Below are 25,687 nucleotides of genomic sequence, written 5' to 3'. Positions count from 1 at the left end.
TATCGCGGCCCGCGTCGCCGCGGGCCGCCTCGATCCCGCCGAGGTGGTCGCCGCCTTCCAGGCTCGCATCGCGGCGCGCAATGACCAGCTCAACGCCGTGTTCGAGCAGCGCCAGGAGCTGGTCGATGCCGACCTGGCGCAGCTGCGCGCGCGCCTGGCGCAGGGCGAGCGCCCGCTGCTGGCGGGCGTGCCGGTGATCGTCAAGGACGTGATCTGGAGCCAGGGCCGCCGCGTCACGCAGGGTTCGCAGCTGTATCGCGACTTCATTGCGCCCGCCGACGCGATCGCGGTCGAGCGCCTGCGCCAGGCCGGCGCGATCGTGCTCGGCATGGGCAATACCTCGGAGTTCGCCTGCAAGGGCCTGACCACCAACAAGGTCTACGGGCTGACGCGCCATCCGCTCGATGCCACGCTGACCGCGGGCGGCTCGTCTGGCGGCTGCGCGGTGGCGGTGGCGGCCGGCATGGCGCCGCTGGCGCTGGGCACCGACGGCGGCGGTTCCAGCCGGCGCCCGCCCGCGCATGCCGGCGTGGTCGGCTTCAAGCCTTCCTACGGCGCGATTCCCGATTCGGTCGGCTTTCCCCATGCCTTCAACGGCATCCAGGTGATTGCGCCGATCACGCGCACGGTGGCCGATGCCGAGCTGATGTTCGAGGCGCTGGCCGGCGCCGATCCGCGCGATCCCGATACGCTGGGCTTCTCGCTTGGCGCCGCGCGCCCGCTGCATACGCTGAAGATCGCGGTCAGCCCGCGCCTGGGCCTGGACACGCCGGTCGACGACGATGTCGCGCAGGCCTTCGAGCAGGCCGTGGCCCGGCTGCAGGCCGCGGGCCTGACCATCGAGCGTGCCGACCCGGCCTGGCCGAAGGGCGCCGACGAGCCCGCGCTGATGCCGCTGCAGCATGTCGGCCTGGCCAATCTCTACGGCGAGGCCTGGCGCCGCGACCCGGAGCTGTTCGATCCCGACGTGGCGCGCCAGATCGAGCGCGGGCTGGCCTGGAGCGGCGCCGACGTGGCGCGCGCGCGCGAAGCCAGCCACCAGATCGCGCTGGCCGTGGCCGGGTTCTTTACCCGCTATGACCTGCTGCTGTGCCCGACCACCCCGTGCGTGGCGTGGCGCAACGACCGGCTCGGGCCGGAGCGGATCGGCGGCGTGGCGGTGGAGCCGCGCGCCCATGCGGTGTTCACGCCCTTCTTCAACCATGCGCTGGCGCCGGCCATTTCGGTGCCCTGCGGCCATGGCCGCGACGGGCTGCCGGCGGGCCTGCAGATCGCCGGCCCGCGCGGTGCCGACCGCAACGTGCTGGCCGCGGCCAGGCTGGCCGAAAGCGTGCTGGCGCCGCTGCTCAACCCTGCCGGATAACCGTCATGCGAATCCTTGTCCTGAATCCCAATACCAGCGAAGGCATCACCGCGCGGCTGATGGCGGCGGCCACCGAGGCCGCGGCCCCCGGCACCGAGCTGGTGCCGCTGACCGCCAGCCGCGGCGTGCCCTATATCGCCACGCGCGCCGAGGCGCAGATCGGCGGCGCCATCGCGCTGGAGATGCTGGCCGAGCACCATGGCCAGTTCGACGCGGCCATCATCGCGGCCTTCGGCGACCCCGGCCTGATGGGCGCGCGCGAACTGTTCGATCTGCCGGTGGTGGGCATGGCCGAGGCGGCGATGCTGTCGGCCTGCATGCTGGGCCGGCGCTTTGCCATCGTGACCTTTGCGCGGGCGCTGGGGCCCTGGTATGAGGAGTGCGTGGACATGCATGGCCTGCGCGGCCGGCTGGCCGGCATCCGCATGCTGGACGGCAGCTTTGCCTCGGTGTCGGACGTCCAGGAAGAGAAGGAAGCCGTGCTGGTGGAACTGGCCAACCGCGCCGTGGCGGAGGATGAAGCCGATGTGGTGATCCTGGCCGGCGCGCCGCTGGCCGGCCTGGCCGCGCGCGTGCGCGACCGCATTCCGGTGCCGGTGGTCGACCAGATGGCCGCCGCCGTCAAGCAGGCCGAGGCGCTGGTCGCGCTGCAGCCGCGCAAGGCCACCGCGGGCACGTTCCGCCGCCCGGATGCCAAGCCCACGCTGGGTTTGCCCGCGGCGCTGGCAGCGCGCATCGAGCACCGCTAAGCCACTTCGCCGCCGATGACGCCGCGGCTCAGACCGCGGCGAACACCGCTTCGAGATCGACCTTTTCCTCGGCCGGCGCCTGCAGCCGCAGCGTGCTCTCGACATGGCCGAGGTGCTCGGACATCAGCCGCGCGGCGCGCTCGCCGTCGCCGGCTTCCAGTGCATCGACGATGTCGTCGTGTTCATGGTGCGGGCACGACGGCACGCCCGGTGCGTCATAGAGCGCGATGATCAGGCAGGTCAGCGAGCACAGCTCGCGCATGTACTTGCCCAGGTACTGGTTGCCGGTCATTTCCGCCAGCTTGCAGTGGAACTCGCCCGACAGCCGGATGATGGCGCGGCGGTCGTTGCTGTCGCGCGCCTGCGCTTCCTGGCGCGTGGTTTCGCGCAGCGCGCGCACCCCCGGCGCGCCAATGGCGCCGGCCAGGTCGCGCACCAGCGCGGGTTCCAGCAGGTGGCGTGAATGCAGCACCTGGCGCGCTTCGGCCACGCTCGGGCTGGAGACGAAGGTGCCGCGGTTGGGATGGACCGTCAGCACGCCTTCATGCGCCAGCTTGGCAAAGGCCAGCCGTACCTTGGTGCGGCTCACGCCGAACACGCCGCCCAGCTTTTCCTCGACCAGCTTGGTACCCGGCGGCAGCCGGTGCTCCCAGATCGCGGTCAGGATGCGGTCGGCGATTGCCTCGACCGACGCGCCGCGCGCGCTGTCCGTGTCGGTCTCATTGATACCGTCGGTGGCGGGCAGGTCGGCTTTGGTTTGTGGCATGGCGGTTGGCGTTGGCGGCTCGGAAAAAAAGACAGTCGGTGTCGTTATTGTATGGCGGCTTGCCATCAAGTGTATAACAGCGGCGTCGGACCGGTTGCCGTTCTTACTTCGCGCCGAGCTTGTCCAGCGCCTCGCCGGTCACGCGGCAGATGCGCCAGTCGGGCAGCACGTCCGCACCCATGGCCTGGTAGAAGTCGATCGACGGCTGGTTCCAGTCCAGCACCGACCATTCGAAGCGGCCACAGCCGCGCTCGACCGCCAGCGCCGCGAGGTGCTTGAGCAGCGCCTTGCCCAGGCCGTGGCCGCGCCAGGCCGGATCGACATAGAGGTCTTCCAGGTACAGGCCGGGCCTGGCCAGGAAGGTTGAGAAATTGTGGAAGAAGAGGGCAAAGCCGACGGCTTGCCGGCCGCCATCGGTGTCGACTTCGACCAGCACCGCTTCGGCATGCGGCGTGGCGCCGAACAGTGCATCCTGGATCTTCTGCGGCGTGGCTTCGACAATATGCGTCAGCTTTTCGTATTCGGCCAGCGCCAGGATCAGGTTGAACAGCGTCTCGCTGTCGGCGGCGGTGGCGGGGCGGAGCGTGAAGGCGGGCTTGGACATGCTGGGTCGGCTCTCCGGCAAACAGGAATTCGGAATTATCGCCTGTGCGTCACTTGCCGCGCCAGCTTGCATGCAATCGGGTCAGTGCCCGAAGTCCGCCAGCCTGCGCACCTGGTCGACATACCCGGGCGCCAGGCAATCCACCACCAGCCGCTCGGGCGTGCTGCGCAGCCAGGTCAGCTGGCGCTTGCACAGCTGGCGCGTGGCGGCGATGCCGCGCTCGCGCATGGTGGTAAAGTCTGCGTCGCCGTCCAGGTACTCCCATACCTGCCGGTAGCCGACGCAGCGGATCGACGGCAAGCCCGGATGCAGGTCGCCGCGCCGGCGCAGCCGCTCGACTTCCTCGATAAAGCCGTTGGCCAGCATCGCGTCATAACGCTGAGCGATGCGCGCGTGCAGCGCCAGGCGGTCCGATGGCTCCAGCGCAATCACGCGGAAGCGCTGGTCCGCCGCGCCGGCAAAGGTGCGCCCCTCGGCCTGGCGCGCCAGCAGTGCCGACATCGGCTGGCCGGACAGGCGGTGGATCTCCAGCGCGCGCTGGATGCGCTGCGCGTCATTGGGCGCGAGCCGCGCCGCGGTGACCGGGTCGACCTCGGCCAGCATCGCATGCAGCGCCGGCCAGCCGCGCTCGGCGGCAAGCTGGTCCAGCTCCGCGCGCAGCGCGGCATCGGCCTGGGGCAGGTCATTGAGCCCCTGCGTCAGTGCCTTGTAGTAGAGCATGGTGCCGCCGACGATCAGCGGCACATGGCCGCGCGCGCGGATCTGTGCGATCAGCCGTTCGGCATCGGTGACGAACTGCGCCGCGGAGTAGCTGTCGGCCGGGTCGATGATGTCGATCAGGTGGTGCGGCGCGGCTGCAAGTTCTTCGCGCGTGGGCTTGGCGGTGCCGATATCCATCTCGCGGTACACCAGCGCCGAATCCAGGCTGATGATCTCCACCGGCGCGTCGGCCGCCAGCGCCAGCGCGGCCGCGGTCTTGCCCGAGGCGGTGGGGCCGAGCAGGCAGACCACGGGCGGATGCGTGGCGGAATCGTGGGGTACGGCGGACATCGAAAGCCTTGGATGAATCGTGGGGCGAGCGGCTTATTGCCCGCGCAGGAACAGCCGGTCCAGCTCGGTCACGGTCAGTTGCACCCAGGTCGGGCGGCCGTGGTTGCACTGGTCGGCGCGCTCGGTCTGCTCCATCTGGCGCAAGAGCGCGTTCATTTCCTCGAGCGTGAGCTTGCGGTTGGCGCGCACCGCGCTGTGGCAGGCGAGGGTGGCCAGCAGTTCGTTGCGGCGCTCGGCCAGCACGCGCGAGCCGCCGTAGGCATGCAGGTCGCGCAACACATCGCGCGCCAGCGCTTCGGCATCGGCCTGCTGCAGCAGCGCCGGCACCGCTCGCACCGCGAGAGTGGTGGGCGACACCGGGGCGATATCGAAGCCCAGCAGCGTCAGTGTCTCCTGGTGTTCTTCGGCCACGCCGATCTCGACCGGGCTGCCGGGCAGCGTGACCGGGATCAGCAGCGGCTGCACCGCGAGGTCGCGCGCGTCCAGGCCGGCCTTGATCTGCTCATACAGGATGCGTTCGTGCGCGGCATGCATATCCACCAGCACCAGCCCGCGCGCGTTCTGCGCCAGCACATAGATGCCATGCAGCTGGGCGATGGCGTAGCCGAGCGGGTGGTCGTCGGGGGCGTCGGCAGGATCGGCAAAGCCGGCGCGCGCGGCCGGCGGCAGGCGGTCCAGCAGGCCGGGCGGGTCGTCGGCGCGTGCCGCCTGCGCGTCGGCCAGCCAGGCCGGCGCTTGCGCCGGGGTGCCGGGCATGGCGCCATACGGCCGCGCTGCCGGTGCGGCGGCATCGCGCACCATGCCCAGGTAGGCCTGGCGTGGCTGGGCGATGCCGAGTTCGGTCTGGCGTGCCGCGGAATAATTGATCCACTGGCCGCCGCCACCACTGCCGCCGCCACCACTGCCGCCGCCATAGCCCGGCCGTGCGCCGCCCGCCGGTGTCGCGCCGCCAGACGGCAGGGTGATCTCGCCGTCGGCATCGGTATGCAGGCTGTCGCCGTTCCCGCCGGCCTGCCGCGCCAGGCAACGCTGCACCGCGTGGTAGACGAACTGGTGCACGGCGCGCGATTCACGGAAGCGCACTTCGATCTTCGACGGGTGCACGTTGACGTCGACCATCTCCGGCGGCAGGTCCAGGCACAGCACATAGGACGGGAAGCGGTCGCCGTGCAGCACGTCCTGGTAGGCGCTGCGCACCGCGTGATTGAGCAGCTTGTCGCGCACGAAGCGGCCGTTGACAAAGAAGTACTGCTGGTCCGGCCGCCCGCGCGAGGCGGTGGGCAGCCCGGCAAAGCCATACAGGTGCAGCGTGTCGGCCTCTTCGTCCAGTGGCAGGCGGGCGCGGGCAAAGTCATTGCCCAGCACCTGCGCGGTACGGGTGGCGACGTCGCCGGCATTCCAGTGCTCCAGCGGCTTGCCGTTGTGGTGGACCGAGATGGTCACGTCGGGCCGCGCCAGCGCCGTGCGCCGTACCATCTCCAGGCAGTGCCCCAGCTCGGTTTGCTCCGATTTGAGGAACTTTCGGCGCGCTGGCGTGTTGAAGTAGAGGTGCTGCACGTCGACGGTGGTGCCGACCCCGCCCGAGGCAGGCTGCACCGTGCCGGTATCGGCGCTGACCTGGGTGGCATGGGCATCGGCCGCGGTGCGGCTGGTCAGGGCCAGCTGGGACACCGAGGCGATCGAGGCCAGGGCCTCGCCGCGGAAGCCCAGCGTCAGCACTGATTCCAGTTCGTCGAGCGACGCAATCTTGCTGGTGGCGTGGCGCGTCAGCGCGACCGGCAACTCTGCCGCAGGGATGCCGCAGCCGTTGTCCGTGATGACGATGCGCCGCACGCCGCCTTCTTCCAGCCGGATGCCGAGCTGCGTGGCGCCGGCGTCGAGCGCGTTTTCCAGCAACTCCTTGACCACCGAGGCCGGTCGTTCCACCACTTCGCCGGCGGCGATCTGGCTGATGAGCTGGTCCGGCAGCGGCCGGATCGGGCGCGGCTGCTGGGTGGTGCGCAGGGCGGTGCTGGAGGCGGAGGCAGGCATCCGGCGATTATACGTGGACGCCCGCACGGAGTCGGACGCGCAAAGGCGCCGCAGGTGACGGATTGGCGCGGCGGCTCTTGTATGATTCAGGCCAAGGCGGCCCAGGCCGCATCGGACAGAACGCAGTCAACCAAACCATCAACGGGGAACGACTTGGATCTCGCTTTGCAGCTCATCGACATGCTGGTGCATGTCGACAAATACCTCGGCACGGTCATCGACCAGTACGGCCACTGGGTCTATGCCATCCTGTTCCTGATCGTCTTTGCCGAAACCGGTCTGGTGGTCCTGCCGTTCCTGCCGGGCGACTCGCTGCTGTTTATCGCGGGCGCCTTCTGCGCAACCGGCGCCATGAACGAGTGGGCACTGATCGGCCTGCTGCTGGTGGCGGCGATTTCCGGCAATACCGTCAACTACCTGGTGGGCAGCTGGATCGGGCCCAAGGTGTTCGACCATCAGTGGCGCTTCCTGGACCAGGATGCGCTGCGCCGCACCCATGACTTCTATGAGCGGCACGGCGGCAAGACGCTGGTGATGGCGCGCTTCGTGCCGATCGTGCGCACCTTCGCCCCGTTCGTGGCGGGCGTGTCGCAGATGACCTTTGCGCGCTTCCAGATGTTCAACGTGGTCGGCGCCGTGGCCTGGGTGGTCGGCCTGGTCTTTGCCGGCTACTTCTTCGGCAACCTGCCGTTCATCCGCCAGTACCTGAACCTGATCGTGCTGGCCGGCATTGGCGCGGCCGTGGTGCCGCTGGTTCTGGGCGGGCTGTGGAAGCTGGTGCGCGGCAACCGCCGCCGGCCCACGCGCGTGGAGCGCTGAGCAAGTGAGGGGCCGCGCAGCCTTCGCGCCCTCTTTTCACTATGAAGCGGGTTCTTAGTTGAGGCTGCGGCTCATCATCCGCAGCGCCGGCATGCGCTCGCGGATCTGGCCGATATCGGCCGCATCGGGCCGGGCGAGCACATAGGCTTCCAGGTCGGCCAGCGCGGGGCGGAAGCACTCCAGGTTGGCGTACGCCAGCCCCCGGTCGCGCACTTCCTCGATCGAACCCGGCAGCAGGATCACCAGCCGGTTCTGCACCGCCAGCAGCCTCTGCCAGCGCGACTCCTGCAGGTAGATCGCCTTCAGGTTGCGCAGCATGCGTGCGACGATCTCGCGGTGGCTGGCCGCGCGCAGGAACAGGCCCAGCGGCACCTGGCTGGCATCGCTGATGCCTTCGCGCTCCAGGTACGGGTCCAGCATTTCCTGCAGCCGTTCCTTCGACAGGGTCTCGCCGGTGAGCGGGTCCAGGATCACCTCGCCGGCAGGAATCGTCATGCGCAGCAGGAAATGGTTGGGGAACGACACGCCCTTGAGCGGCAGGCCGATCTGCTGGCCCAGCTCCATGAACAGCACCGCAAGCGAGATCGGGATGCCGCGCCGCTGGCGCAGCACCACGTTCAGGTAGGAGTTGTCGGGGTCGTAGTAGTCGTTCGCGTTCGGGCCGAAACCCAGGTCGCGATAGAAGAAATGGTTCAGCAGGCGCAGCCGCTGGATCGCGGGGGTGCCTTCGGCGATCCGGCGCTTCAGGCGCAGCGCCAGCACGTCCAGCGCCGCAAGCTCGGACTGCAGGTCCAGGTCGGGGTAGGCGTCCTGCGCGATGGACAGCGCGGTTTCGGTCAGCGGGATGCCGTTTTCGTCAGCCACGAGGCTGGCGAAATAATCCAGGACTTTGGTGGATGTCATGTCGGTTTCCCGGTGCAGCCGCCGGCACCGCGCGCAGCGTGGGTCACCATTGCCGGCTCGTTAGGTGGCCCATGCGTTGGCAGATTCGCTGGCCCATCAGCCGGCGCGGCGCCTGAAGGCAGAGTAGCGCAGTCCCATGAGCCACAGTGTACCGAAGTAGACCACCGCTGCAAGTACCAGGCACGAAGCCAGCAGCGCGATGCGCAGCAGCGGCGTCGCGCCCAGCCCGATCCAGTCGAAGTTGCGCGCGAACCAGAGCAGCATGCCGGACAGCAGCAGCACCGAGGCGCACAGCTGCGCCAGGAACAGCCACCAGCCCGGCGCCGGCCGGTACAGGCCGCGCCGGCGCAGGCCGAAGAACAGCAGCAGGGCGTTGATGGTGGCGCCGGCGCTGATCGACAGCGCCAGCCCGGCATGGCCGATCCACGGCACGAACGCATAGTTGCAGGCCTGCGTGATCACCAGCACCAGCAGTGCGATCTTCACCGGCGTGCGGATATCCTGGCGCGCATAGAAGCCGGGCGCCAGGATCTTGATCGAAATCAGCCCCATCAGGCCGACGCCGTACGAGACCAGCGCCTGGCGCGTCATCTCGACCGCGTGGGCGTCGAACTTGCCATAGTTGAACAGCACGGCGGTCAGCGGCGCGCCGAACACGAACAGCCCCACCGCGCAGGGCACCGCCAGCAGGAAGGTCAGGCGCAGGCCCCAGTCGAGCAGGCTCGAGTACTCGGCATGGTCGCCCGAGGCGTTGGCCTTGGACAGGCTCGGCAGCAGGATGGTCCCCAGCGCCACGCCCAGCAGCGCGGTCGGGAATTCCATCAGCCGGTCGGCATAGGTCAGGTAAGAGACGCTGCCCGCGGCCAGCCGCGAGGCGATATTGGTATTGATGATCTGGCTGATCTGCGCCACCGACACGGCCAGCAGCGCCGGCCCCATCTGCCGCAGGATGCGGCGCACGCCGGGATCGGACCACGCCGCGCGCAGGTTGAAGCTCAGCCGCGGCATCACGCCCAGGCGCCGCAGCGCCGGCACCTGGATCGCCAGCTGCAGCACGCCGCCGACCAGCACGCCCCACGCCTGCGCGTAGATCGGCTGGTCCATGTGCGGGCCGACGAACAGGGCCGCGATGATCAGGCACAGGTTGAGCAGCACCGGCGTGAAGGCCGGCACCGCGAACTTGCGCCAGGTATTGAGGATGCCGGACGCCAGCGCCACCAGCGAGATCAGGCCGATATACGGGAACATCACCCGCGTCATGAACACGGCCGCGGTATAGGTCTCGCTTTGCCCGCGGAAGCCGGTGGCGACCGCGGTCATCACCAGCGGTGCCCCGATCACGCCAAGCAGGGACACGCCCATCAGCACCCAGGTCATGACCGTGGCGACGGCGTCGATCAGTGTCTTGGTCGGCTCGTCGCCGCGCTTGGTGTGGTATTCGCCCAGGATCGGCACGAAGGCCTGCGAGAACGCGCCTTCGCCGAAAATGCGGCGCAGCAGGTTGGGAATGCGGAAGGCCACGTTGAACGCGTCGGTCATCTCCGACGCGCCGAAGGCGCGGGCGATCAGGATTTCGCGCACGAGGCCGGTGATGCGCGAGAGCATCGTCAGGCTGCTGATGGTGGCGAGCGCTTTGAGCAGGTTCAAGGTGCGGGTCGGTGCGGGACGGTGGATCGGTGCGGGCGCACCGCATGCCGGGGACGCCACTGAGACGCGGTCCGGGCGATAAAGTTGCCGGCGCGCCACGTGCCCCGGCACAATGTGGCGCTTATTATACGGACCGGCCCGGCGCCCGCCCGGGCCTGAGCTGGCAAAGTGTCCGCCGTGTTGCTTTGTGCGCCGGCATCTGTGTATAATTGCCGATTCACAAGGACAGTTGCGTTCCGGATTCGTGTGTCAGTGCATCCCGGGTCGCTCGATATGACTTAATTGTTGTGTCCCCCGCGGCACGCATCTGAATTCAGGATATTTTTACATGGCAAATTCCGCACAAGCTCGCAAGCGCGCCCGCCAGGCCGTTGCCCAGAACGCTCACAACTCCAGCCTGCGTTCGCGTCTGCGCACCGCCGTCAAGGCCGTCCGCAAGGCCATCGACGCTGGCGACAAGGCCGCTGCCGCCGAGATCTTCAAGAACTCGCAAGCCGTGATCGACAGCATTGCCGACAAGAAGATCGTGCACAAGAACAAGGCTGCACGTCACAAGTCGCGCCTGTCGGCCGCCATCAAGTCGATGGCTGCCTGATCGCTGCCCGGGCCGCCCCGGCGGTCCAGCAGAGGAGGGTGCCCAGGCATCCGCCAACAAAAAAGCTCGTCATCCGACGAGCTTTTTTGCTTTCCGGCGCCAGGCCGGCACGCTTATTCCAGCGAACAGGCTTCAACCAGCTGCAGGTTGTTGTCGCGCGCAAAGTTAAGCACGAAATCCAGCGCCTTGGGTTCAATGTCGCGCAGCCGCACGTCCACCACCACGCATTTGACATTGCCGGCGAAGATCGGCCGCACGTAGGGGGAGTAGGTCAGGCGCGGGTCGCCGCTGTCGCCCTCGGGGCGGAACTGCGCCATCACGCCGCACAGCCGTTCGGCCCAGTCGCTCGGACGGAAGGTCTTGCCTTCCTTGGTAATGCCTTGGATAAAGAATTCGCGAACGTTGGGGTTCATGAGGCTGGACACTGCGGGTGAGGCGGACGACTCGACGGTAAACCCGCTGGACGGGCGCCCGTTTGGCGCGGCCGGGGCGCGTTTGGTTCGCGCTGGTTCCAGCCGGAAGGCGGGGCGTCGGTGTCTTGCGGGGGCACTTTTGATGCCGGCGGCGGGCAGCGGCATGGGTATGCCGGGCCCCGCGTGAATCAGCGGGTATTATATCTTATATAAGAGTTGCGCATAAGGGCGAAATCCTGTCGGGAACCTGTCAGCGGGCCCGGGCAAGTGCAGGGCGCAAGTCCGTGCCGGGTTGTCCCGGACTCGCCAAAGCAGAAATAATCCCTTATGATTCTTGCAGTTAAATTGCGTATGCGACGCGAAAGGCGGCTCCGCGGCGCGCTTGAGTCATGAACACTTCGTGACGGCGCGTCCCCACCGAGCCGCCTTCTTTGTTTTATGAGCTCAACCCCGATCAAGCATTACCTCCAGTTCAGCGACTTCACTCCCGACGAGTATGAGTACCTGCTGGATCGCGCGCGGATCCTGAAGGCCAAGTTCAAGAACTACGAGACCTGGCACCCGCTGCACGACCGCACGCTGGCCATGATCTTCGAGAAGAATTCCACGCGTACGCGCCTGTCGTTCGAAGCCGGCATCCACCAGCTGGGCGGCCACGCGGTGTTCCTGAACACGCGCGACTCGCAGCTGGGCCGCGGCGAGCCGATCGAGGATGCGGCGCAGGTGATCTCGCGCATGGTCGACATCATCATGATCCGCACCTTCGGCCAGGACATCATCGAGCGCTTTGCCGCGCATTCGCGCGTGCCGGTGATCAACGGCCTGACCAACGAATACCACCCGTGCCAGGTGCTGGCCGACGTCTTCACCTACATCGAGCAGCGCGGCAGTATCCGCGGCAAGACCGTGGCGTGGATCGGCGATGCCAACAACATGGCCTACACCTGGATCCAGGCCGCCGAGCGGCTCGGCTTTACCTTCCATTTCTCGGCGCCGCCGGGCTACCAGCTTGATCCGGCGATGGTGCCGGCGTCGGCAGCCGGCCTGGTCAAGGTCTTCGACGATCCGCTATCGGCCTGCCAGGGCGCCAGCCTGGTCACCACCGATGTCTGGACCAGCATGGGCTTCGAGGCCGAGAACGACGCCCGCAAGCGCGCCTTCAAGGACTGGATGGTCACGACCCCGATGATGGACCGCGCCGAGCCCGACGCGCTCTTCATGCACTGCCTGCCGGCGCACCGCGGCGAGGAAGTCGAGGCCGCCGTGATCGACGGTCCCAAGAGCGTGGTCTGGGAAGAGGCCGAGAACCGCCTGCACGTGCAGAAGGCGCTGATGGAATACCTGCTCTGCGGCCGCTACTGAACCAGCGCGGCGCGGGGTGAACAGGGAGGGGCCGCGATGGCCCCTCTTTTTACGTCTTTCGTACAGAAACCCAAGGAGATGGAAGTGAGCCAGTTCGACAACGTGTCGGTCGTCAAGAAAGCCAACCTGTACTTTGACGGCAAGTGCGTCAGCCACACCGTGCTGTTCCCGGACGGCACCCGCAAGACGCTGGGCGTGATCTTCCCGGCCGCGCTGACCTTCAACACCGGCGCGCCCGAGATCATGGAAATCAACGCCGGCACCTGCCGCGTGCGCCTGGCCGGTTCGGAAGACTGGCAGACCTATGGCGCGGGCCAGCAGTTCAGCGTGCCGGGCAACAGCAGCTTCGATATCGAGGTGCAGGAAACGCTGGACTACGTCTGCCACTTCGCGTGACCGGCGCGGCGGGCCGGTCCTGGCCCACCTGCTTTACAGCACTACCGGCTCCGGTTCGATGCGCACGCCAAAGCGCGCCTGCACCGCATCGGCGATGCGGTTGGCCAGTGCCAGCAGCATCGCGCCGGTGCCGCCGCCGTGGTGCACCAGCACCAGCGCCTGCTTGCCGTAGACGCCCACCGGGCCATCGGTCATGCCCTTGAAGCCGCAGCGGTCGATCAGCCAGCCGGCTGCCAGCTTGTACGAGCCGTCCGGCTGCGCATAACTGACCAGGTCCGGGTTGGCCTGCAGCAGCGCGTCGCGCTGCGCCGCGCTGACCAGCGGATTCTTGAAGAAGCTGCCCGCATTGCCCAGCTGTGCCGGGTCGGGCAGCTTGCGCGAACGGATCGCGACCACGGCGTCGCGAATCGTGGCCGCATCGGGCGCAGCCCGGCCATCGAGTTCGCGCGCCAGCTCTCCGTACGACAGCACCGGTTGCCACGCCTTGGGCAGGCTCAGCGTCACCGCCGTGATGATGTAGCGGCCGGCGCCGGCGTGCTTGAACAGGCTGTCGCGGTAGCCGAAGCCGCAGGCCCGCAGGTCCAGCCACACGAATGCGCCGGTGTGGCGGTCATAGGCGCGCACGCCTTCGAAGCGCTCGCGCAGCTCCACCCCGTAGGCGCCGATATTCTGGATCGGCGCCGCGCCCGCGGTGCCGGGGATCAGCGCCAGGTTTTCCAGGCCGGGCATGCCGTCGGCGATGGTGCGGTTGACCAGCGCGTTCCAGTTCTCGCCGGCGCCGGCGGTGACCAGCCAGGCATCGCCAGTCTCCTCCGGCTGGTAGCCGGGGATTTCCATCAGCAGCACCAGCGCGTCCAGGTCGCCGGTCAGTACCACATTGCTGCCGCCGCCCAGGACCACCAGGGGCAGGCCGTCGGCACGCGGGTCGGCCAGGGCCGCGGTCAGGTCGGCTTCGCTGCGCACATGTACCGCAAAGCGCGCGCGCGCGTCGAATCCGAATGTATTGTGGCGACGCAGGGGATAGAATTCGTGGAAATCTGCCATGCAAGGGAAAGGTGACGCGGCCGCCGCTGGAGGGCAAGCGACCCGGAACTGCGAGGTAGGCTGGATTATACGGAAGGCGCCGTGCGCGGCCGGCTTCCGGGCATACGGATCACAAGGAGAATGCAATGCCGTCGTTTGATGTAGTGTGCGAAGCGAACATGGTTGAGGTGAAGAACGCCGTCGAGCAGGCGAACAAGGAAATCTCGACGCGCTTCGATTTCAAGGGCTCGGACGCCCGGGTCGAGCACAAGGAAAATGAACTGACTGCCTTTGCCGACGATGATTTCAAGCTGAGCCAGGTCAAGGATGTGCTGATCAACAAGATGGCCAAGCGCAACGTTGACGTGCGCTTCCTGGACTACGGCAAGATCGACAAGATCAGCGGTGACAAGGTCAAGCAGGTGATCTCGATCAAGAAGGGCGTGACCGGCGACCTGTCCAAGAAGATCGTGCGCATCATCAAGGACAGCAAGATCAAGGTGCAGGCCAGCATCCAGGGCGATGCGGTGCGCGTGTCGGGCGCCAAGCGCGACGACCTGCAAAGCGTGATGGCGATGCTGCGCAAGGACGTGTCCGAGGCGCCGCTGGACTTCAACAACTTCCGCGACTGATTCCTGCCTCCCGCGCCGGTGCTCCTGCCGGCGCCGCCTGGCGCTGCCGCACTCAGCGAGGCTGCGGCAGTCCGCCGATTTTCGCGCCGGCCTTGATGCCTTTCTGCGCGAACCATCCCCTGTTCATTTCCAGCGCATAGCGGATCGCCGCCTTCGGGCAATGATTGCTCTCCGTGCGCGGCGCCATGTCCTCGATATTGACGATGGTGCCGTCATCGGCCAGGAAGGCGATCGACAGCGGCAGCTCGGTGTTGCGCATCCAGAAGCAGTGGCCCGCCTTCTGCTCGAACACGAACAGCATGCCGGCGTTGGGGGCCATGGTCGTGCGGTACATCAGCCCCTGCTCGCGTGCCGCCGGCGTGGCGGCAACCTCGGCCTGGATTGCAAACATGCCTGCGGTGAGCGGCACCACCGGCAGCGCGGCCTGCGCGTGCGCGATCCCGGCGCTCAGCGCGAGCAGGCCGGCAATCGAGGAGCATCGTGACAACAGCGTGTTGGACAGGAAGGACATGGTGTTCAGTCTGAAATGGCGCGGGCAGCGGCAGCCGCAAGCATAGCGCACGCGCAGTGTACCGATGTGCGGCGGGCCGTACGTCGCGCATCACGAGCTGTCGCGGCAACAAAAAAGGCAGGCGCCTGGCGGCAGCCTGCCTTCTCTTTCCTGCCTCGCGAGCGCACGGGGCAGGAAGGGCGCCAGCGATTACTGGGCAGCCGGGGCCGAAGCGGCGGGGGCAGCCTTCTTCTTGCTGTGCTTCTTGCTGGTGGTCTTCTTCTTGGTCGTGGTCTTCGGGGCTTCCTTGGTGGCCGCGGGCGCTGCAGCGTCGGCGGCAGCAGGTGCCGAAGCCTGGGCGAAGGCGCCGGTGGCGAACAGGCCAACAACCAGAGCAGCGATCAGTTTTTTCATGACGTATTACCTCGAAGGATGAGAACAGTCGGAAAGTTTGACGCGTGATAGGACGTGTCCCCGACAAGAACGAGGGCGCTGCCGCCAGCGTTGACCCGCGACTTGTTAGTTTTTGTAACGAGAACGCCGCTTGGTGTCGTTCGCCTGTCTGGTCTTCGAGACATGGGATCGAGGTGCCGGCTCCTGGCGCATGCGCGGTGCTGCCGGTGCCAGTCCCAGTTGCGCCGGCAACACCTCGCAGCAGGCCCCGGGCGCGAGGCCGAGCGCGCGCAGGTCGAGCGGGCCGATCCCGACGCGCACCAGCCGCAATGTGGGAAAGCCGACCGCGGCGGTCATGCGGCGCACCTGCCGGTTCTTGCCCTCGCGGATCTTCAGCTCCAGCCACGCGGTCGGGATCGCCGCGCGAAAGCGCACCGGCGGCTGGCGCGGCCACAGCCAGTCGGGCGCGTCGATGGCGCGTACCCTGGCGGGCTGGGTCACGAAGTCGCCGAGGTCTACTCCGGCGCGCAGCCGGGCCAGCGCTGCGGCATCGGGAATGCCTTCGACCTGGGCCAGGTAAGTCTTCTCCAGCTTGTGGCGCGGGTCGGCGATGCGCGCCTGCAGCGCGCCGTCGTCGGTCAGCAGCAGCAGGCCCTCGCTGTCGGCATCGAGCCGCCCGGCCGGGTAGACGCCGGGCACGCTCACGCACGCGGCCAGCGTCGGGCGCGTCGGGTGTTCCGAGAACTGGCTCATGGTGCCAAACGGCTTGTTCAGGGCAATCAGGGTCATGGGGCGCAAGTATGCCGCAGCGGCGCGCCGGGCCGGGAAATCGGCGGATCTGGGGTCCGGCCCGATTGGCGGATGATGAAAAATTACTGCATAATACGAAATTAGTCTTGTGTCTTATATAAGACTGAAGGCAGCCCAGGATGGCGCCAGGGTGATGCAATGCAGCACGGGCGCGCAGCAAGGCCCGCTACAATGCCACAGCGCCATCTCCCCGAATCTCGCCGACCGGCCATGAACCGGCGGCAGTCACAACCGTTCCGTACTGGAGACGTCATGTACCAACATATCAAGGTTCCGGCCGGCGAAAAGATCACGGTCAACCAGGACTTTTCGCTGAATGTCCCGGACAATCCGATCATTCCTTACATCGAAGGCGACGGTACGGGCCTCGATATCACCCCGGTGATGATCAAGGTGGTCGACGCGGCTGTGGCCAAGGCCTATGGCGGCAAGCGCAAGATCGCCTGGATGGAGATCTACGCCGGCGAGAAGTCAACCAAGGTCTACGGCCCGGACGTGTGGCTGCCGGACGAAACCCTGGAGGTGCTCAAGGATTACGTGGTCTCGATCAAGGGTCCGCTGACCACGCCGGTGGGCGGCGGCATCCGCTCGCTGAACGTGGCACTGCGCCAGCAGCTGGACCTGTACGTCTGCCTGCGCCCGGTGCGCTACTTCAAGGGCGTGCCCTCGCCGGTGCGTGAGCCGGAAAAGACCGACATGGTGATCTTCCGCGAGAACTCGGAAGACATCTACGCCGGCATCGAATGGGCGGCGGAAAGCGAGCAGGCGAAGAAGCTCATCAAGTTCCTGCAGGACGAGATGGGCGTGAAGAAGATCCGCTTCCCGGCGACCTCGGGCATCGGCATCAAGCCGGTCTCGCGCGAGGGCACCGAGCGTCTGGTGCGCAAGGCGATCCAGTACGCCATCGACAACGACAAGCCGTCGGTGACGCTGGTGCACAAGGGCAACATCATGAAGTTCACCGAAGGTGGCTTCCGTGACTGGGGCTACGAGCTGGCGCAAAAGGAATTCGGCGCCGAGCTGGTCGACGGCGGCCCGTGGTGCAAGTTCAAGAACCCGAAGACCGGCAAGGACATCGTGATCAAGGACGCCATTGCCGACGCCTTCCTGCAGCAGATCCTGCTGCGTCCGGCCGAATACTCGGTGATCGCCACGCTGAACCTGAACGGCGACTATGTCTCCGACGCGCTGGCCGCACAGGTCGGCGGCATCGGCATCGCCCCGGGCGCCAATATGTCTGACTCGGTTGCCATGTTCGAGGCCACCCACGGCACCGCGCCGAAGTACGCCGGCAAGGACTACGTCAACCCGGGCTCGGAAATCCTGTCGGCCGAAATGATGCTGCGTCACATGGGCTGGACCGAAGCCGCGGACCTGATCATCTCGTCGATGGAGCAGTCGATCCTGTCCAAGAAGGTGACGTATGACTTCGCCCGCCTGCTGGAAGGCGCGACGCAAGTGTCGTGCTCGGGCTTTGGCCAGGTGATGATCGACAATATGTAAGCACGGACTCCCGCTGCGGCGGGCGACCTGCCAAGGAAAACCCCGGTGCCGTCTGGTCGGCGCCGGGGTTTTTTCTTGCCCCGGGCGCCACTGTTGCCTAGAACGTCAGGGGTTGGACTGACGGGCCTGGCGGCCCGAGGAGACAGGCATGGACGATCCCTTCCGCCGCACCGCGTTCGGTGCGGCCCTCTTCTACAAGGACCCGCTGGCGGCCCTGGACTGGCTGGAGCGCGCCTTCGGCTTTGAGCGGGTCATGGTGATCCGCGACCAGCAGGACCAGCTGGTGCATTCTGAAATGCGTTTCGGCGACAGCTACCTGATGGTGGGCAGCGAGTGGGCGGACTTTACCGCCAGCCCGGCCTCGATCGGGGGCAAGAATACCCAGACCCTGCACGTGCACCTGCGGGAAGGGCTGGACCAGCATTGCGAGCGCGCCCGCGCCGCCGGCGCCGTGATCCTGCGCGAGCCGCAGGACGAGTTCTACGGCGACCGGACCTACACGGCCCGGGACGCGGAGGGCCATGTCTGGACCTTCGGCCAGACTGTGCGCAAGGTCACCAGGGAAGAAGCCGAGCAGGCCAGCGGGCTCAAGATCGACGGCTGGGCCTGATGGCCCGACCCCGGGGCCCAAGCAGAAAGCCCGGCGCGAGGCCGGGCTTTCGGTCGGATGTGGTGCGTGCAGCTGATCCGCGCCGGCACCCGCCGCACCGCCGTGGCGGCAACGCGGGGCGCTGGCATCGATCCCGTCCCGGGGGAGCTCCCCCCACACCCTGGTTGACCGCTCCGCGGCTCTGCGGCCGGGATGCGGTCGCGGCGCGCTTTAGCTGGCGTCCTGGATATTGGTGGCTTGCTTGCCCTTGGGGCCCTGGACCACCTCGAACGAGACGCGTTGACCTTCCTTCAGCGTCTTGAAGCCGGACATCTGGATAGCCGAAAAGTGCGCAAACAGTTCTTCTTCGCCCTCGTCCGGCTTGATGAACCCGAAGCCCTTGGCGTCATTGAACCATTTGACGATACCGCTTGCCATATACTCCCCCACGAAATAGCAGATTTCAAAGCGGGGAAGCCTTGCCGGCCAGACGGCACGGACTGCGGCGCCATGACCTGCCGCGTCCTGAGGCGCGGCCGGCGATGACGCGCGGCGAGGTGCAATCGCGTGGCGGACAGTCTCGATGCTGACTCGCCGCCGCGGCGGCCGTGGCCTCCCTGCTCACGGATCACCTGTCTCGGCTGTTGCTTTGGCTCGTTGGCCGTCGGCAGGTGTGCGAACGATTCTTCTGGCAAAGCAGGATACTGTCAAGTTGGCGGATTCCCCACTGCCAGCAGGGTGTGGCGGGAATGGGACGGCACCTGGTGGTACCTTGGCGGCATGCGCCAGGGCTGCCGTGCTTGCTGTCCCGCCCGCGCCGGCCACGTGCCTTGCAATGCCTCCCGCGTGAAATCCCGCGTCCTTCCACCACCGGAAACAGGTGGCCCGGCTCTTGAATCCGGCGCCTTTTCCCCAAATTGCAGAGTTGCGAGTAAGGGTTAGAATAAAGCCATGGCTACACGGCTTGCGAATGTCCCACAACGCGAAGCGGGCACCATCCTGGAGCGGAAAGAGCAGGCGCTTAAACCGCCCGCCATGTTCAAGGTGGTGCTGCTTAATGACGACTACACTCCGATGGAGTTTGTAGTGATGATCCTGCAGCAGTATTTCAGCAGGGACCGGGAAACGGCGACGCAGATCATGCTCACCGTGCACCGGGAAGGAAAGGGCGTCTGCGGTATCTACACCAGGGATATTGCAGCGACCAAGGTCGAGCTGGTGTCAACGCACGCGCGGCAGGCGGGGCATCCCCTGCAGTGCGTGATGGAGGAAGCATGATTGCGCAAGAATTGGAAGTGAGCCTGCATATGGCGTTTGTCGAAGCCAGGCAGGCACGCCACGAGTTCATTACCGTGGAGCACCTGCTGCTGGCATTGCTCGACAATCCCACGGCAGCGGAAGTCTTGCGCGCCTGCGCGGCCAATGTAGAAGACCTGCGCACCAGCCTTAAGAACTTCATCGCGGATAACACGCCGGTAGTGCCGGGTACCGACGAGGTCGATACCCAGCCCACGCTCGGTTTCCAGCGCGTGATCCAGCGCGCGATCATGCACGTCCAGTCCACTTCCAACGGCAAGAAGGAAGTGACGGGTGCCAACGTGCTGGTCGCGATTTTCGGCGAGAAGGATTCGCACGCGGTCTATTACCTGCAGCAGCAGGGCGTGACGCGGCTGGACGTGGTCAATTTCATCAGCCACGGCATCCGCAAGGACCAGTCCGAGCCCGCCAAGCATGGCGATGCCGCCGGCGAAGGCGAGGGCGGCGACGGCAAGGAAAGCCCGCTCGAGCAATACACCCAGAACCTGAACACGCTGGCCAAGGCCGGCAAGATCGACCCGCTGATCGGCCGCGAGAGCGAAGTCGAGCGCGTGGTCCAGGTGCTGTGCCGCCGGCGCAAGAACAACCCGCTGCTGGTGGGCGAGGCCGGCGTCGGCAAGACCGCGATCGCCGAGGGCCTGGCGTGGCGCATCACCAAGAACGAGGTGCCGGACATCCTGGAAAAGGCGACCGTCTACTCGCTCGACATGGGCGCGCTGCTGGCCGGCACCAAGTACCGCGGCGACTTCGAGCAGCGCCTGAAGGGCGTGCTCAAGTCGCTCAAGGACAATCCGAACGCGATCCTGTTCATCGATGAGATCCACACGCTGATCGGCGCGGGCGCTGCCTCGGGCGGGACGCTGGACGCCAGCAACCTGCTCAAGCCGGCGCTGTCGTCGGGCCAGCTCAAGTGCATCGGCGCGACCACCTTCACGGAATATCGCGGCATCTTCGAGAAGGACGCGGCGCTGTCGCGGCGCTTCCAGAAGATCGACGTGGTCGAGCCTTCGGTCGACCAGACCGTGCAGATCCTGCGCGGCCTGAAGTCGCGCTTCGAGGAGCACCACGGCGTCAAGTACGCGGCCTCGGCGCTGACCGCGGCAGCGGAGCTGTCGGCCCGCTTCATCACCGACCGTCACCTGCCCGACAAGGCGATCGACGTGATCGACGAAGCCGGCGCGGCGCAGCGCATCCTGCCGAAGTCCAAGCAGAAGAAGACCATCGGCAAGGGCGAGATCGAGGACATCGTCTCGCGCATCGCACGCATCCCGCCGCAGAGCGTGAACCAGGACGACCGCAGCAAGCTGCAGACGCTGGACCGCGACCTGAAGTCGGTGGTGTTCGGCCAGGACCCGGCGATCGAGGCACTGGCCTCGGCGATCAAGATGTCGCGCGCCGGCCTGGGCAAGACCGACAAGCCGATCGGCTCGTTCCTGTTCTCCGGCCCCACCGGCGTGGGCAAGACCGAAGTCGCCAAGCAGCTCGCCTTCATCATGGGCATCGAGCTGCTGCGCTTCGACATGTCCGAGTACATGGAACGCCACGCGGTGAGCCGCCTGATCGGCGCGCCGCCGGGATACGTCGGCTTCGACCAGGGTGGCCTGCTGACCGAGGCCGTCACCAAGAAGCCGCACTGCGTGCTGCTGCTGGACGAAATCGAGAAGGCGCATCCGGATATCTTCAATATCCTGCTGCAGGTGATGGACCATGGTTCGCTGACCGACAACAACGGCCGGCGCGCCGACTTCCGCAACGTGATCATCATCATGACCACCAACGCGGGAGCGGAGACCATGAACCGCGCCACCATCGGCTTCACCAGCTCGCGCGAGCAGGGCGACGAGATGGCTGACATCAAGCGCATGTTCACGCCGGAGTTCCGCAACCGGCTGGATGCCATGATCAGCTTCCGCTCGCTGGACGAGGAAATCATCCTGCGCGTGGTCGACAAGTTCCTGATGCAGCTGGAAGAGCAGCTGCACGAGAAGAAGGTGGAAGCCAGCTTTACCGAGAAGCTGCGCAAGTTCCTGGCGCACAAGGGGTTCGATCCGCTGATGGGCGCGCGCCCGATGCAGCGCCTGATCCAGGACATGATCCGCAAGGCCCTGGCCGACGAACTGCTGTTCGGCAGGCTGGTTTCGGGAGGCAAGGTGGTGGTGGACCTGGACGAGCAGGACCAGATCAAGCTCGATTTCTCCGAGATCGAGCCGGAACCGCCCGAGGCGCCCGAGGAACAGCGCGCAGAAGCCTGAGCGGTTATCGGCCGCGTTGCCAGCAACGTGGCCGGTCATCGGGCAAAATACGGGGGCGGCAGTCATGCCGCCCCTTTTCTTTTTGTCCCGGCGGCCGCCGGCCATGCCCGTCGGGGCACGGGTTTGCGGCCGCAGCTGGCCGCGCAACCGGCCAGGAATCCAGCCTGAAAACCCTGATGTCCTCTGCCGAACGCACGCGGCGCCGCCGCCTGCTGCTCAAGATCCTGCCGCTGGGTGCCATGCCCGTCCCGATGCTCCACGTCGCTGCAGCCGCCGGCGCCGAACCGCTGGCGGGCAACCGCCCGATCGCGCTGGTGCTGCCGTTCCCGCCTGGCGGGAGCGTCGACATCGTGGCCCGGCAGCTGCAGCCTGGGCTGAAGGCGACGCTGGGGCAGGCCGCGGTGGTCGACAACAAGCCGGGTGCCGGCGGCTTGATCGCATCGAGCACCGTGGCGCGCGCGAAGCCGGACGGCTCCACCCTGTTGATGGCCTTCGACACCCACGCCATCAACCCTTTCGCCTACAAGCAGCTGCCCTACGACACCTTCCGCGATTTCTCGCCAATCTCGCAGCTGGTGCGCTTTCCGCTGGTGATTGCCGCCAATCCCGCGCTGCCCGTGGCCAATGTGCGCGAGCTGGTGGAGCTGGCCAAGGCCAGGCCCGACGACGTGCGCTATGCCTCGTCCGGCATCGGCAGCCTGAACCAGCTGGCGGCAGAGGCGCTGGCGACCGAAGCCGGCGTACGCATGCTGCATGTGCCCTACAAGGGCGGCGGCCCGGCCGTGCAGGCGGTGCTGTCCAACGAGGTCGATATTTTCTTCAGCAGCTACGCCGCCGTGCAGGCGCACGTGGCCGCACGCACCATCAAGGTGCTGGGCGTGACCGGCACCAGCCGGCTGCGCCAGCTGCCGCAGGTGCCGACGGTGGCAGAGCAGGGGCTCAAGGGCTTCGAGGCCTACTCCTGGATCGGCGTGTTCGGCCCGGCCGGCCTGCCGGCATCCACGGTCACGCGCATCCACGACGCGCTGGTCGAATCGCTGCGCCAGCCGCGCGTGCTCGATGCGCTGGCCGCGCAGGGCTTCGAGATCGTGGGCGGCAGCCCGGCCGACCTCGGCAACCTGGTGCGCCGCGAGCATGACAAATGGCAGGCCGTGGCGCGCAAGGCCAATATCCAGTTCGAATGACGATGTCCGGCGCGGGTGCGCCGTGAAACCGAGAGGATGCCGATGGCAACGCAAGCGGAAATGTTCGACCACGCGGTGGTGGTGTGCCCAGACCTCGATGCCGGGGCCCGGGCATGGCGCCGGCTCGGCTTTACGCTGACGCCGCGCGGCTACCACACGCTCGGCTCGCAGAACCACTGCATCATGCTGCGGCGGGACTACCTTGAGTTGCTGCACGTGACCGCGCCCAGCCCAAGCCGCCAGTACTACTGGGATGCGCAGGCGCACGGCGGCGGCTGCGCGGCGATGTCGTGCAAGAGCGCCGATGCCTTTGCCACCGCGGCACGGCTGCGTGCGGCGGGCTGGCACACCTCGGACCCGATCGAGTTCTCGCGTCCGGTGCGGCTGGATGACGGCAGCGAGCACCCGGCCACCTTCCGCGTGACCGCGCTTGACGATGCGCCGGGCGCGCGCTACTTCGTCTGCGAGCACCGTACGCCCGAACTGCTGTGGCGGCCCGAATGGACCCGCCATGCCAACGGCGCGCACAGCATCGCCACCATGTTCCTGGTGGTGGCGCCCGCGCTGGTGGACGCCGCCGCGCACGCCTACGCGGAGCTGACCGGCGGCGAGCTGACGCAGCTGAGCGAACATGTCTGCAGCCTGGCGCTGGACGATGCCACGCTGGTGGTCAGCACGCCGCAGGCGCTGGCTTCGGCCACCGGCACCGCGCATGTCCGGCGCGAGGGGCCGGGCTACGCTGCAATCCGCCTGCGCACCGATGACCTGGCGGCGGCACGTGCCGGCTGGCGCGAACAGGGTGTGCCGACCCACGACCTGGGCCCGCGCGAGACCCTGGTGCTGGCGGACGCCGCCAGCGGCGTGGCGCTGCTGTTCGAGCAGCAGTGCTGAAAAGCAAACTGGCGCCCCGCGGGGCGCCAGTGTCTTGTGCGGCCAGAGGCTGCGTCAGGCGCTGGCCTTGGCGTGGTGCACGCCGGTCGAGCCAAAGCCGCCCGCGCCGCGTTCGCTGTCTTCGCTGAATTCTGCCACCGTCGAAAACACCGGCCGCAGCACCGGCACGAACATCATCTGCGCGATGCGCTCGCCCGGCTGGATCACGATCGGCTCGGTGCCGGGCGCGTTGCGGTTCCACACGCTGACCATGATCTGGCCCTGGTAGTCGGCATCGATCACGCCGATCGAATTGCCCAGCACCAGGCCCTTCTTGTGGCCCAGGCCCGAGCGCGGCACGATGGTCGCGGCCATGTACGGGTTGCCCATGTGCACGGCGATGCCGGCCGGCACCAGTTGCGCGGGCGTGCCCGGCGCGATCGATACCGGGGCGTCGACGCAGGCATGGAGGTCGATGGCGGCGGCCATTTCGCTCTGGTAGGCGGGCAGGCCCCATTCATTCAGGCGCGCATCGAGCACCTTGATTTCGACGGTTGGGTTCAGTGGCTGGGTCATGGGAATCCTGGGGGAAATCGGTTCAACGGAATAGGTGGCAGCCGCGCATGATACCGGACGCGCGCCCGCCATCAGGGCCGTGTGCGCCCGGGCAGGCGCTGGCCGATCGCCGCCACCAGCTGGCGCGCCAGTGACAGCTTGTCGGCGCGCGGCAGCCGCGTCATGCCGGCGGCGTCGAACAGCACGATTTCGTTGTCGTCCAGGCCGAAGGTATGGTGGCCGATATTGCCGACCAGCAGCGGTACGCCCTTGCGCTGGCGCTTCTGCTCGCCGTACCGCTCCAGGTTCTCGCTCTCGGCGGCAAAGCCGACGCAGTAGGGTGCGTCGGCCCGCGCCGCGACCGTGGCCAGGATGTCGGGGTTCTGCACGAACTGCAGCGTGGGGGTGTCGGTATCGTTGGCCTTCTTCAGCTTCTGCTGCGCGACTTCAGCCGGGCGCCAGTCTGCCACCGCGGCCACGGCGACAAAGACATCCACGCCGTGCAGCTGCGCGATCACCGCGTCATGCATCTGCTGCGCGCTGCGCACGTCGGTGCGGAGCACGCCGCGCGGGGTGGGCAGGCCGGTGGGGCCGGCCACCAGCAGCACCTCGGCGCCGGCCTCGCGCGCCGCGCGCGCGATCGAGAAGCCCATCTTGCCGGACGACAGGTTGGTGATGCCGCGCACCGGGTCGATCGCCTCGAAGGTCGGGCCGGCGGTGATCAGCACGCGCTTGCCTTGCAGCGGCTTGGGCTGGAAGAAGGCGATGATGTCGTCGAGCAGTTCTTCGGGCTCCAGCATGCGGCCGTCGCCGACCTCGCCGCAGGCCTGGTCGCCGCTGCCGGGGCCCAGGATCATCACGCCGTCGGCGCGCAGTTGCGCGGCGTTGCGCTGGGTGGCGGGGGCGGCCCACATCTGGCGGTTCATCGCCGGTGCCACCAGCAGCGGGCAGTCGCGCGCGATGCACAGGGTGCTGAGCAGGTCGTCGCACAGCCCGTTGGCCAGGCGCGCCATGAAATCGGTCGAGGCCGGAGCGATGACGATGGCATCGGCCTCGCGCGACAGGTCGATGTGCGCCATGTTGTTGTCGATGCGGGCATCCCACTGCGACAGGAAGACCGGACGGCCGGACAGCGCCTGCATCGTCACCGGCGTGATGAAGTGCGTCGCCGCCTCGGTCATGGCCACCTGCACGGTGGCGCCGGCCTTGGTCAGCAGGCGGACCAGTTCGGCCGACTTGTAGCAGGCGATGCCGCCGGTCAGGCCGAGAACGATGTGCTTGCCGCGCAAATCCATGGTGGGGAACCTGGCTGGGGAGAAAGGGAAATGATACCGGGGAAGCCGGCTGAGGGTTGGCTCCCCACTCCCGCAC

The 25,687-nt window shown here is 67.3% G+C and carries 27 protein-coding genes; 13 read left to right on the top strand and 14 right to left on the bottom strand.

What is annotated here, in order from left to right; genetic code table 11:
* Position 1 precedes the first annotated feature (1 nt).
* Together AC3WRI_RS26255 and AC3WRI_RS26250 are read left to right on the top strand one after the other, a co-directional pair.
* The gene (locus tag AC3WRI_RS26255; RefSeq protein WP_492294368.1) at positions 2–1,363 is read left to right on the top strand and encodes an amidase; all 1,362 of its coding nucleotides are present in this window, start codon (positions 2–4) and stop codon (positions 1,361–1,363) included.
* A 5-nt stretch (positions 1,364–1,368) separates the two neighbouring features.
* Positions 1,369–2,112: an aspartate/glutamate racemase family protein gene (locus AC3WRI_RS26250; protein WP_114133729.1), complete on the top strand. Its 744-nt coding sequence runs from the start codon at positions 1,369–1,371 to the stop codon at positions 2,110–2,112.
* Positions 2,113–2,140: 28 nt separating this feature from the next.
* On the opposite strand, the gene AC3WRI_RS26245 is transcribed toward AC3WRI_RS26250, so the two are convergent.
* The 4 genes from AC3WRI_RS26245 to mutL form a co-directional block, all read right to left on the bottom strand.
* Positions 2,141–2,878 (bottom strand): GntR family transcriptional regulator, encoded by a 738-nt coding sequence (locus tag AC3WRI_RS26245; RefSeq protein ID WP_439668233.1) that lies wholly within the window; start codon positions 2,876–2,878, stop codon positions 2,141–2,143.
* A 103-nt stretch (positions 2,879–2,981) separates the two neighbouring features.
* The gene (locus tag AC3WRI_RS26240; RefSeq protein ID WP_010815016.1) at positions 2,982–3,482 is read right to left on the bottom strand and encodes a GNAT family N-acetyltransferase; all 501 of its coding nucleotides are present in this window, start codon (positions 3,480–3,482) and stop codon (positions 2,982–2,984) included.
* 81 nt (positions 3,483–3,563) lie between these two features.
* Positions 3,564–4,532, bottom strand: a complete 969-nt coding sequence (miaA, locus tag AC3WRI_RS26235; protein ID WP_492294366.1) for a tRNA (adenosine(37)-N6)-dimethylallyltransferase MiaA — start codon at positions 4,530–4,532, stop codon at positions 3,564–3,566.
* Positions 4,533–4,565: 33 nt separating this feature from the next.
* Complete coding sequence (gene mutL / locus AC3WRI_RS26230) at positions 4,566–6,563, bottom strand: DNA mismatch repair endonuclease MutL (protein WP_492294364.1); 1,998 nt, start codon at positions 6,561–6,563, stop codon at positions 4,566–4,568.
* Between the two features lie 165 nt (positions 6,564–6,728).
* Between mutL and AC3WRI_RS26225 the strand changes: the two genes are divergently transcribed.
* Positions 6,729–7,382, top strand: a complete 654-nt coding sequence (locus AC3WRI_RS26225) for a VTT domain-containing protein (protein ID WP_035821236.1) — start codon at positions 6,729–6,731, stop codon at positions 7,380–7,382.
* A 54-nt stretch (positions 7,383–7,436) separates the two neighbouring features.
* Here AC3WRI_RS26225 and AC3WRI_RS26220 read toward each other — a convergent pair whose 3' ends face one another.
* Positions 7,437–8,285, bottom strand: a complete 849-nt coding sequence (locus AC3WRI_RS26220; RefSeq protein ID WP_010815012.1) for a SirB1 family protein — start codon at positions 8,283–8,285, stop codon at positions 7,437–7,439.
* Positions 8,286–8,381: 96 nt separating this feature from the next.
* Positions 8,382–9,932: a murein biosynthesis integral membrane protein MurJ gene (gene murJ / locus AC3WRI_RS26215; RefSeq protein ID WP_010815011.1), complete on the bottom strand. Its 1,551-nt coding sequence runs from the start codon at positions 9,930–9,932 to the stop codon at positions 8,382–8,384.
* Positions 9,933–10,260: 328 nt separating this feature from the next.
* On the opposite strand from murJ, the gene rpsT reads away from it, so the two are divergent.
* Positions 10,261–10,527, top strand: coding sequence for a 30S ribosomal protein S20 (gene rpsT, locus AC3WRI_RS26210; protein WP_010815010.1), 267 nt, complete (start codon positions 10,261–10,263; stop codon positions 10,525–10,527).
* A gap of 113 nt (positions 10,528–10,640) precedes the next feature.
* Here the strand turns inward: rpsT and AC3WRI_RS26205 are convergent, their stop codons facing one another.
* The gene (locus tag AC3WRI_RS26205; RefSeq protein WP_010815009.1) at positions 10,641–10,940 is read right to left on the bottom strand and encodes a DUF3579 domain-containing protein; all 300 of its coding nucleotides are present in this window, start codon (positions 10,938–10,940) and stop codon (positions 10,641–10,643) included.
* A gap of 438 nt (positions 10,941–11,378) precedes the next feature.
* Here AC3WRI_RS26205 and argF point away from each other — a divergent pair, with 438 nt between their 5' ends.
* Entirely contained in the window at positions 11,379–12,302 is a 924-nt protein-coding gene (gene argF / locus AC3WRI_RS26200) for an ornithine carbamoyltransferase (protein WP_439670979.1), read from the top strand.
* A gap of 84 nt (positions 12,303–12,386) precedes the next feature.
* A complete protein-coding gene (ppnP, locus tag AC3WRI_RS26195; protein ID WP_010815007.1) occupies positions 12,387–12,698 on the top strand; it encodes a pyrimidine/purine nucleoside phosphorylase in 312 nt (103 codons plus the stop codon).
* A gap of 33 nt (positions 12,699–12,731) precedes the next feature.
* Here the strand turns inward: ppnP and murB are convergent, their stop codons facing one another.
* Positions 12,732–13,742 carry a UDP-N-acetylmuramate dehydrogenase gene (murB, locus tag AC3WRI_RS26190; protein ID WP_010815006.1) on the bottom strand — a complete coding sequence of 337 codons (1,011 nt, stop codon included), beginning with the start codon at positions 13,740–13,742 and terminating at the stop codon, positions 12,732–12,734.
* A 125-nt stretch (positions 13,743–13,867) separates the two neighbouring features.
* Between murB and AC3WRI_RS26185 the strand changes: the two genes are divergently transcribed.
* Complete coding sequence (locus AC3WRI_RS26185) at positions 13,868–14,353, top strand: YajQ family cyclic di-GMP-binding protein (protein ID WP_010815005.1); 486 nt, start codon at positions 13,868–13,870, stop codon at positions 14,351–14,353.
* Positions 14,354–14,405: 52 nt separating this feature from the next.
* On the opposite strand, the gene AC3WRI_RS26180 is transcribed toward AC3WRI_RS26185, so the two are convergent.
* The 3 genes from AC3WRI_RS26180 to AC3WRI_RS26170 all read right to left on the bottom strand — a co-directional run bounded on the left by AC3WRI_RS26180 (position 14,406) and on the right by AC3WRI_RS26170 (position 16,025).
* Positions 14,406–14,864, bottom strand: coding sequence for a DUF192 domain-containing protein (locus tag AC3WRI_RS26180; RefSeq protein ID WP_010815004.1), 459 nt, complete (start codon positions 14,862–14,864; stop codon positions 14,406–14,408).
* 189 nt (positions 14,865–15,053) lie between these two features.
* A complete protein-coding gene (locus AC3WRI_RS26175; protein ID WP_010815003.1) occupies positions 15,054–15,257 on the bottom strand; it encodes a hypothetical protein in 204 nt (67 codons plus the stop codon).
* A 105-nt stretch (positions 15,258–15,362) separates the two neighbouring features.
* Positions 15,363–16,025, bottom strand: coding sequence for a pseudouridine synthase (locus AC3WRI_RS26170; protein WP_010815002.1), 663 nt, complete (start codon positions 16,023–16,025; stop codon positions 15,363–15,365).
* A 273-nt stretch (positions 16,026–16,298) separates the two neighbouring features.
* Between AC3WRI_RS26170 and icd the strand changes: the two genes are divergently transcribed.
* The gene (gene icd / locus AC3WRI_RS26165) at positions 16,299–17,549 is read left to right on the top strand and encodes an NADP-dependent isocitrate dehydrogenase (protein ID WP_010815001.1); all 1,251 of its coding nucleotides are present in this window, start codon (positions 16,299–16,301) and stop codon (positions 17,547–17,549) included.
* Between the two features lie 148 nt (positions 17,550–17,697).
* A complete protein-coding gene (locus AC3WRI_RS26160) occupies positions 17,698–18,159 on the top strand; it encodes a VOC family protein (protein WP_011615969.1) in 462 nt (153 codons plus the stop codon).
* 210 nt (positions 18,160–18,369) lie between these two features.
* On the opposite strand, the gene AC3WRI_RS26155 is transcribed toward AC3WRI_RS26160, so the two are convergent.
* Positions 18,370–18,576 (bottom strand): cold-shock protein, encoded by a 207-nt coding sequence (locus AC3WRI_RS26155; RefSeq protein ID WP_010814999.1) that lies wholly within the window; start codon positions 18,574–18,576, stop codon positions 18,370–18,372.
* Between the two features lie 513 nt (positions 18,577–19,089).
* Here AC3WRI_RS26155 and clpS point away from each other — a divergent pair.
* From clpS to AC3WRI_RS26135, 4 genes are all read left to right on the top strand, one after another.
* A complete protein-coding gene (clpS, locus tag AC3WRI_RS26150; RefSeq protein WP_010814998.1) occupies positions 19,090–19,416 on the top strand; it encodes an ATP-dependent Clp protease adapter ClpS in 327 nt (108 codons plus the stop codon).
* Complete coding sequence (clpA, locus tag AC3WRI_RS26145) at positions 19,413–21,707, top strand: ATP-dependent Clp protease ATP-binding subunit ClpA (protein WP_492294362.1); 2,295 nt, start codon at positions 19,413–19,415, stop codon at positions 21,705–21,707. Before clpS ends, clpA begins: the two co-directional genes overlap by 4 nt.
* 176 nt (positions 21,708–21,883) lie before the next feature.
* Positions 21,884–22,891 carry a tripartite tricarboxylate transporter substrate binding protein gene (locus tag AC3WRI_RS26140; RefSeq protein ID WP_492294361.1) on the top strand — a complete coding sequence of 336 codons (1,008 nt, stop codon included), beginning with the start codon at positions 21,884–21,886 and terminating at the stop codon, positions 22,889–22,891.
* Between the two features lie 42 nt (positions 22,892–22,933).
* Positions 22,934–23,782 (top strand): VOC family protein, encoded by an 849-nt coding sequence (locus AC3WRI_RS26135; protein ID WP_492294359.1) that lies wholly within the window; start codon positions 22,934–22,936, stop codon positions 23,780–23,782.
* A 54-nt stretch (positions 23,783–23,836) separates the two neighbouring features.
* Here the strand turns inward: AC3WRI_RS26135 and dut are convergent, their stop codons facing one another.
* Both dut and coaBC read right to left on the bottom strand, forming a co-directional pair.
* Positions 23,837–24,337, bottom strand: coding sequence for a dUTP diphosphatase (gene dut, locus AC3WRI_RS26130; RefSeq protein ID WP_011615967.1), 501 nt, complete (start codon positions 24,335–24,337; stop codon positions 23,837–23,839).
* Between the two features lie 71 nt (positions 24,338–24,408).
* Complete coding sequence (coaBC, locus tag AC3WRI_RS26125) at positions 24,409–25,611, bottom strand: bifunctional phosphopantothenoylcysteine decarboxylase/phosphopantothenate--cysteine ligase CoaBC (RefSeq protein ID WP_010814993.1); 1,203 nt, start codon at positions 25,609–25,611, stop codon at positions 24,409–24,411.
* Between the last annotated feature and the right edge of the window lie 76 nt (positions 25,612–25,687).

The organism is Cupriavidus sp. FW305-27 (assembly GCF_058787995.1).
The sequence above is the reverse complement of the archived record's forward strand: the minus strand, read 5'-3'. Positions and strand labels throughout refer to the sequence as shown.

Excerpts from the sequence above, each read along its gene's own strand:
- AC3WRI_RS26220 (WP_010815012.1), bottom strand. The coding sequence starts at position 8,285 with ATGACATCCACCAAAGTCCTGGATTATTTCGCCAGCCTCGTGGCTGAC.
- AC3WRI_RS26185 (WP_010815005.1), top strand. The coding sequence starts at position 13,868 with ATGCCGTCGTTTGATGTAGTGTGCGAAGCGAACATGGTTGAGGTGAAG.
- icd (WP_010815001.1), top strand. The coding sequence starts at position 16,299 with ATGTACCAACATATCAAGGTTCCGGCCGGCGAAAAGATCACGGTCAAC.
- argF (WP_439670979.1), top strand. The coding sequence starts at position 11,379 with ATGAGCTCAACCCCGATCAAGCATTACCTCCAGTTCAGCGACTTCACT.
- AC3WRI_RS26180 (WP_010815004.1), bottom strand. The coding sequence starts at position 14,864 with ATGTCCTTCCTGTCCAACACGCTGTTGTCACGATGCTCCTCGATTGCC.
- AC3WRI_RS26250 (WP_114133729.1), top strand. The coding sequence starts at position 1,369 with ATGCGAATCCTTGTCCTGAATCCCAATACCAGCGAAGGCATCACCGCG.
- mutL (WP_492294364.1), bottom strand. The coding sequence starts at position 6,563 with ATGCCTGCCTCCGCCTCCAGCACCGCCCTGCGCACCACCCAGCAGCCG.
- AC3WRI_RS26205 (WP_010815009.1), bottom strand. The coding sequence starts at position 10,940 with ATGAACCCCAACGTTCGCGAATTCTTTATCCAAGGCATTACCAAGGAA.
- murB (WP_010815006.1), bottom strand. The coding sequence starts at position 13,742 with ATGGCAGATTTCCACGAATTCTATCCCCTGCGTCGCCACAATACATTC.
- dut (WP_011615967.1), bottom strand. The coding sequence starts at position 24,337 with ATGACCCAGCCACTGAACCCAACCGTCGAAATCAAGGTGCTCGATGCG.
- AC3WRI_RS26155 (WP_010814999.1), bottom strand. The coding sequence starts at position 18,576 with ATGGCAAGCGGTATCGTCAAATGGTTCAATGACGCCAAGGGCTTCGGG.
- miaA (WP_492294366.1), bottom strand. The coding sequence starts at position 4,532 with ATGTCCGCCGTACCCCACGATTCCGCCACGCATCCGCCCGTGGTCTGC.
- AC3WRI_RS26140 (WP_492294361.1), top strand. The coding sequence starts at position 21,884 with ATGTCCTCTGCCGAACGCACGCGGCGCCGCCGCCTGCTGCTCAAGATC.
- AC3WRI_RS26160 (WP_011615969.1), top strand. The coding sequence starts at position 17,698 with ATGGACGATCCCTTCCGCCGCACCGCGTTCGGTGCGGCCCTCTTCTAC.
- AC3WRI_RS26175 (WP_010815003.1), bottom strand. The coding sequence starts at position 15,257 with ATGAAAAAACTGATCGCTGCTCTGGTTGTTGGCCTGTTCGCCACCGGC.
- AC3WRI_RS26135 (WP_492294359.1), top strand. The coding sequence starts at position 22,934 with ATGGCAACGCAAGCGGAAATGTTCGACCACGCGGTGGTGGTGTGCCCA.
- rpsT (WP_010815010.1), top strand. The coding sequence starts at position 10,261 with ATGGCAAATTCCGCACAAGCTCGCAAGCGCGCCCGCCAGGCCGTTGCC.
- clpA (WP_492294362.1), top strand. The coding sequence starts at position 19,413 with ATGATTGCGCAAGAATTGGAAGTGAGCCTGCATATGGCGTTTGTCGAA.
- AC3WRI_RS26245 (WP_439668233.1), bottom strand. The coding sequence starts at position 2,878 with ATGCCACAAACCAAAGCCGACCTGCCCGCCACCGACGGTATCAATGAG.
- AC3WRI_RS26170 (WP_010815002.1), bottom strand. The coding sequence starts at position 16,025 with ATGACCCTGATTGCCCTGAACAAGCCGTTTGGCACCATGAGCCAGTTC.
- AC3WRI_RS26240 (WP_010815016.1), bottom strand. The coding sequence starts at position 3,482 with ATGTCCAAGCCCGCCTTCACGCTCCGCCCCGCCACCGCCGCCGACAGC.
- clpS (WP_010814998.1), top strand. The coding sequence starts at position 19,090 with ATGGCTACACGGCTTGCGAATGTCCCACAACGCGAAGCGGGCACCATC.
- coaBC (WP_010814993.1), bottom strand. The coding sequence starts at position 25,611 with ATGGATTTGCGCGGCAAGCACATCGTTCTCGGCCTGACCGGCGGCATC.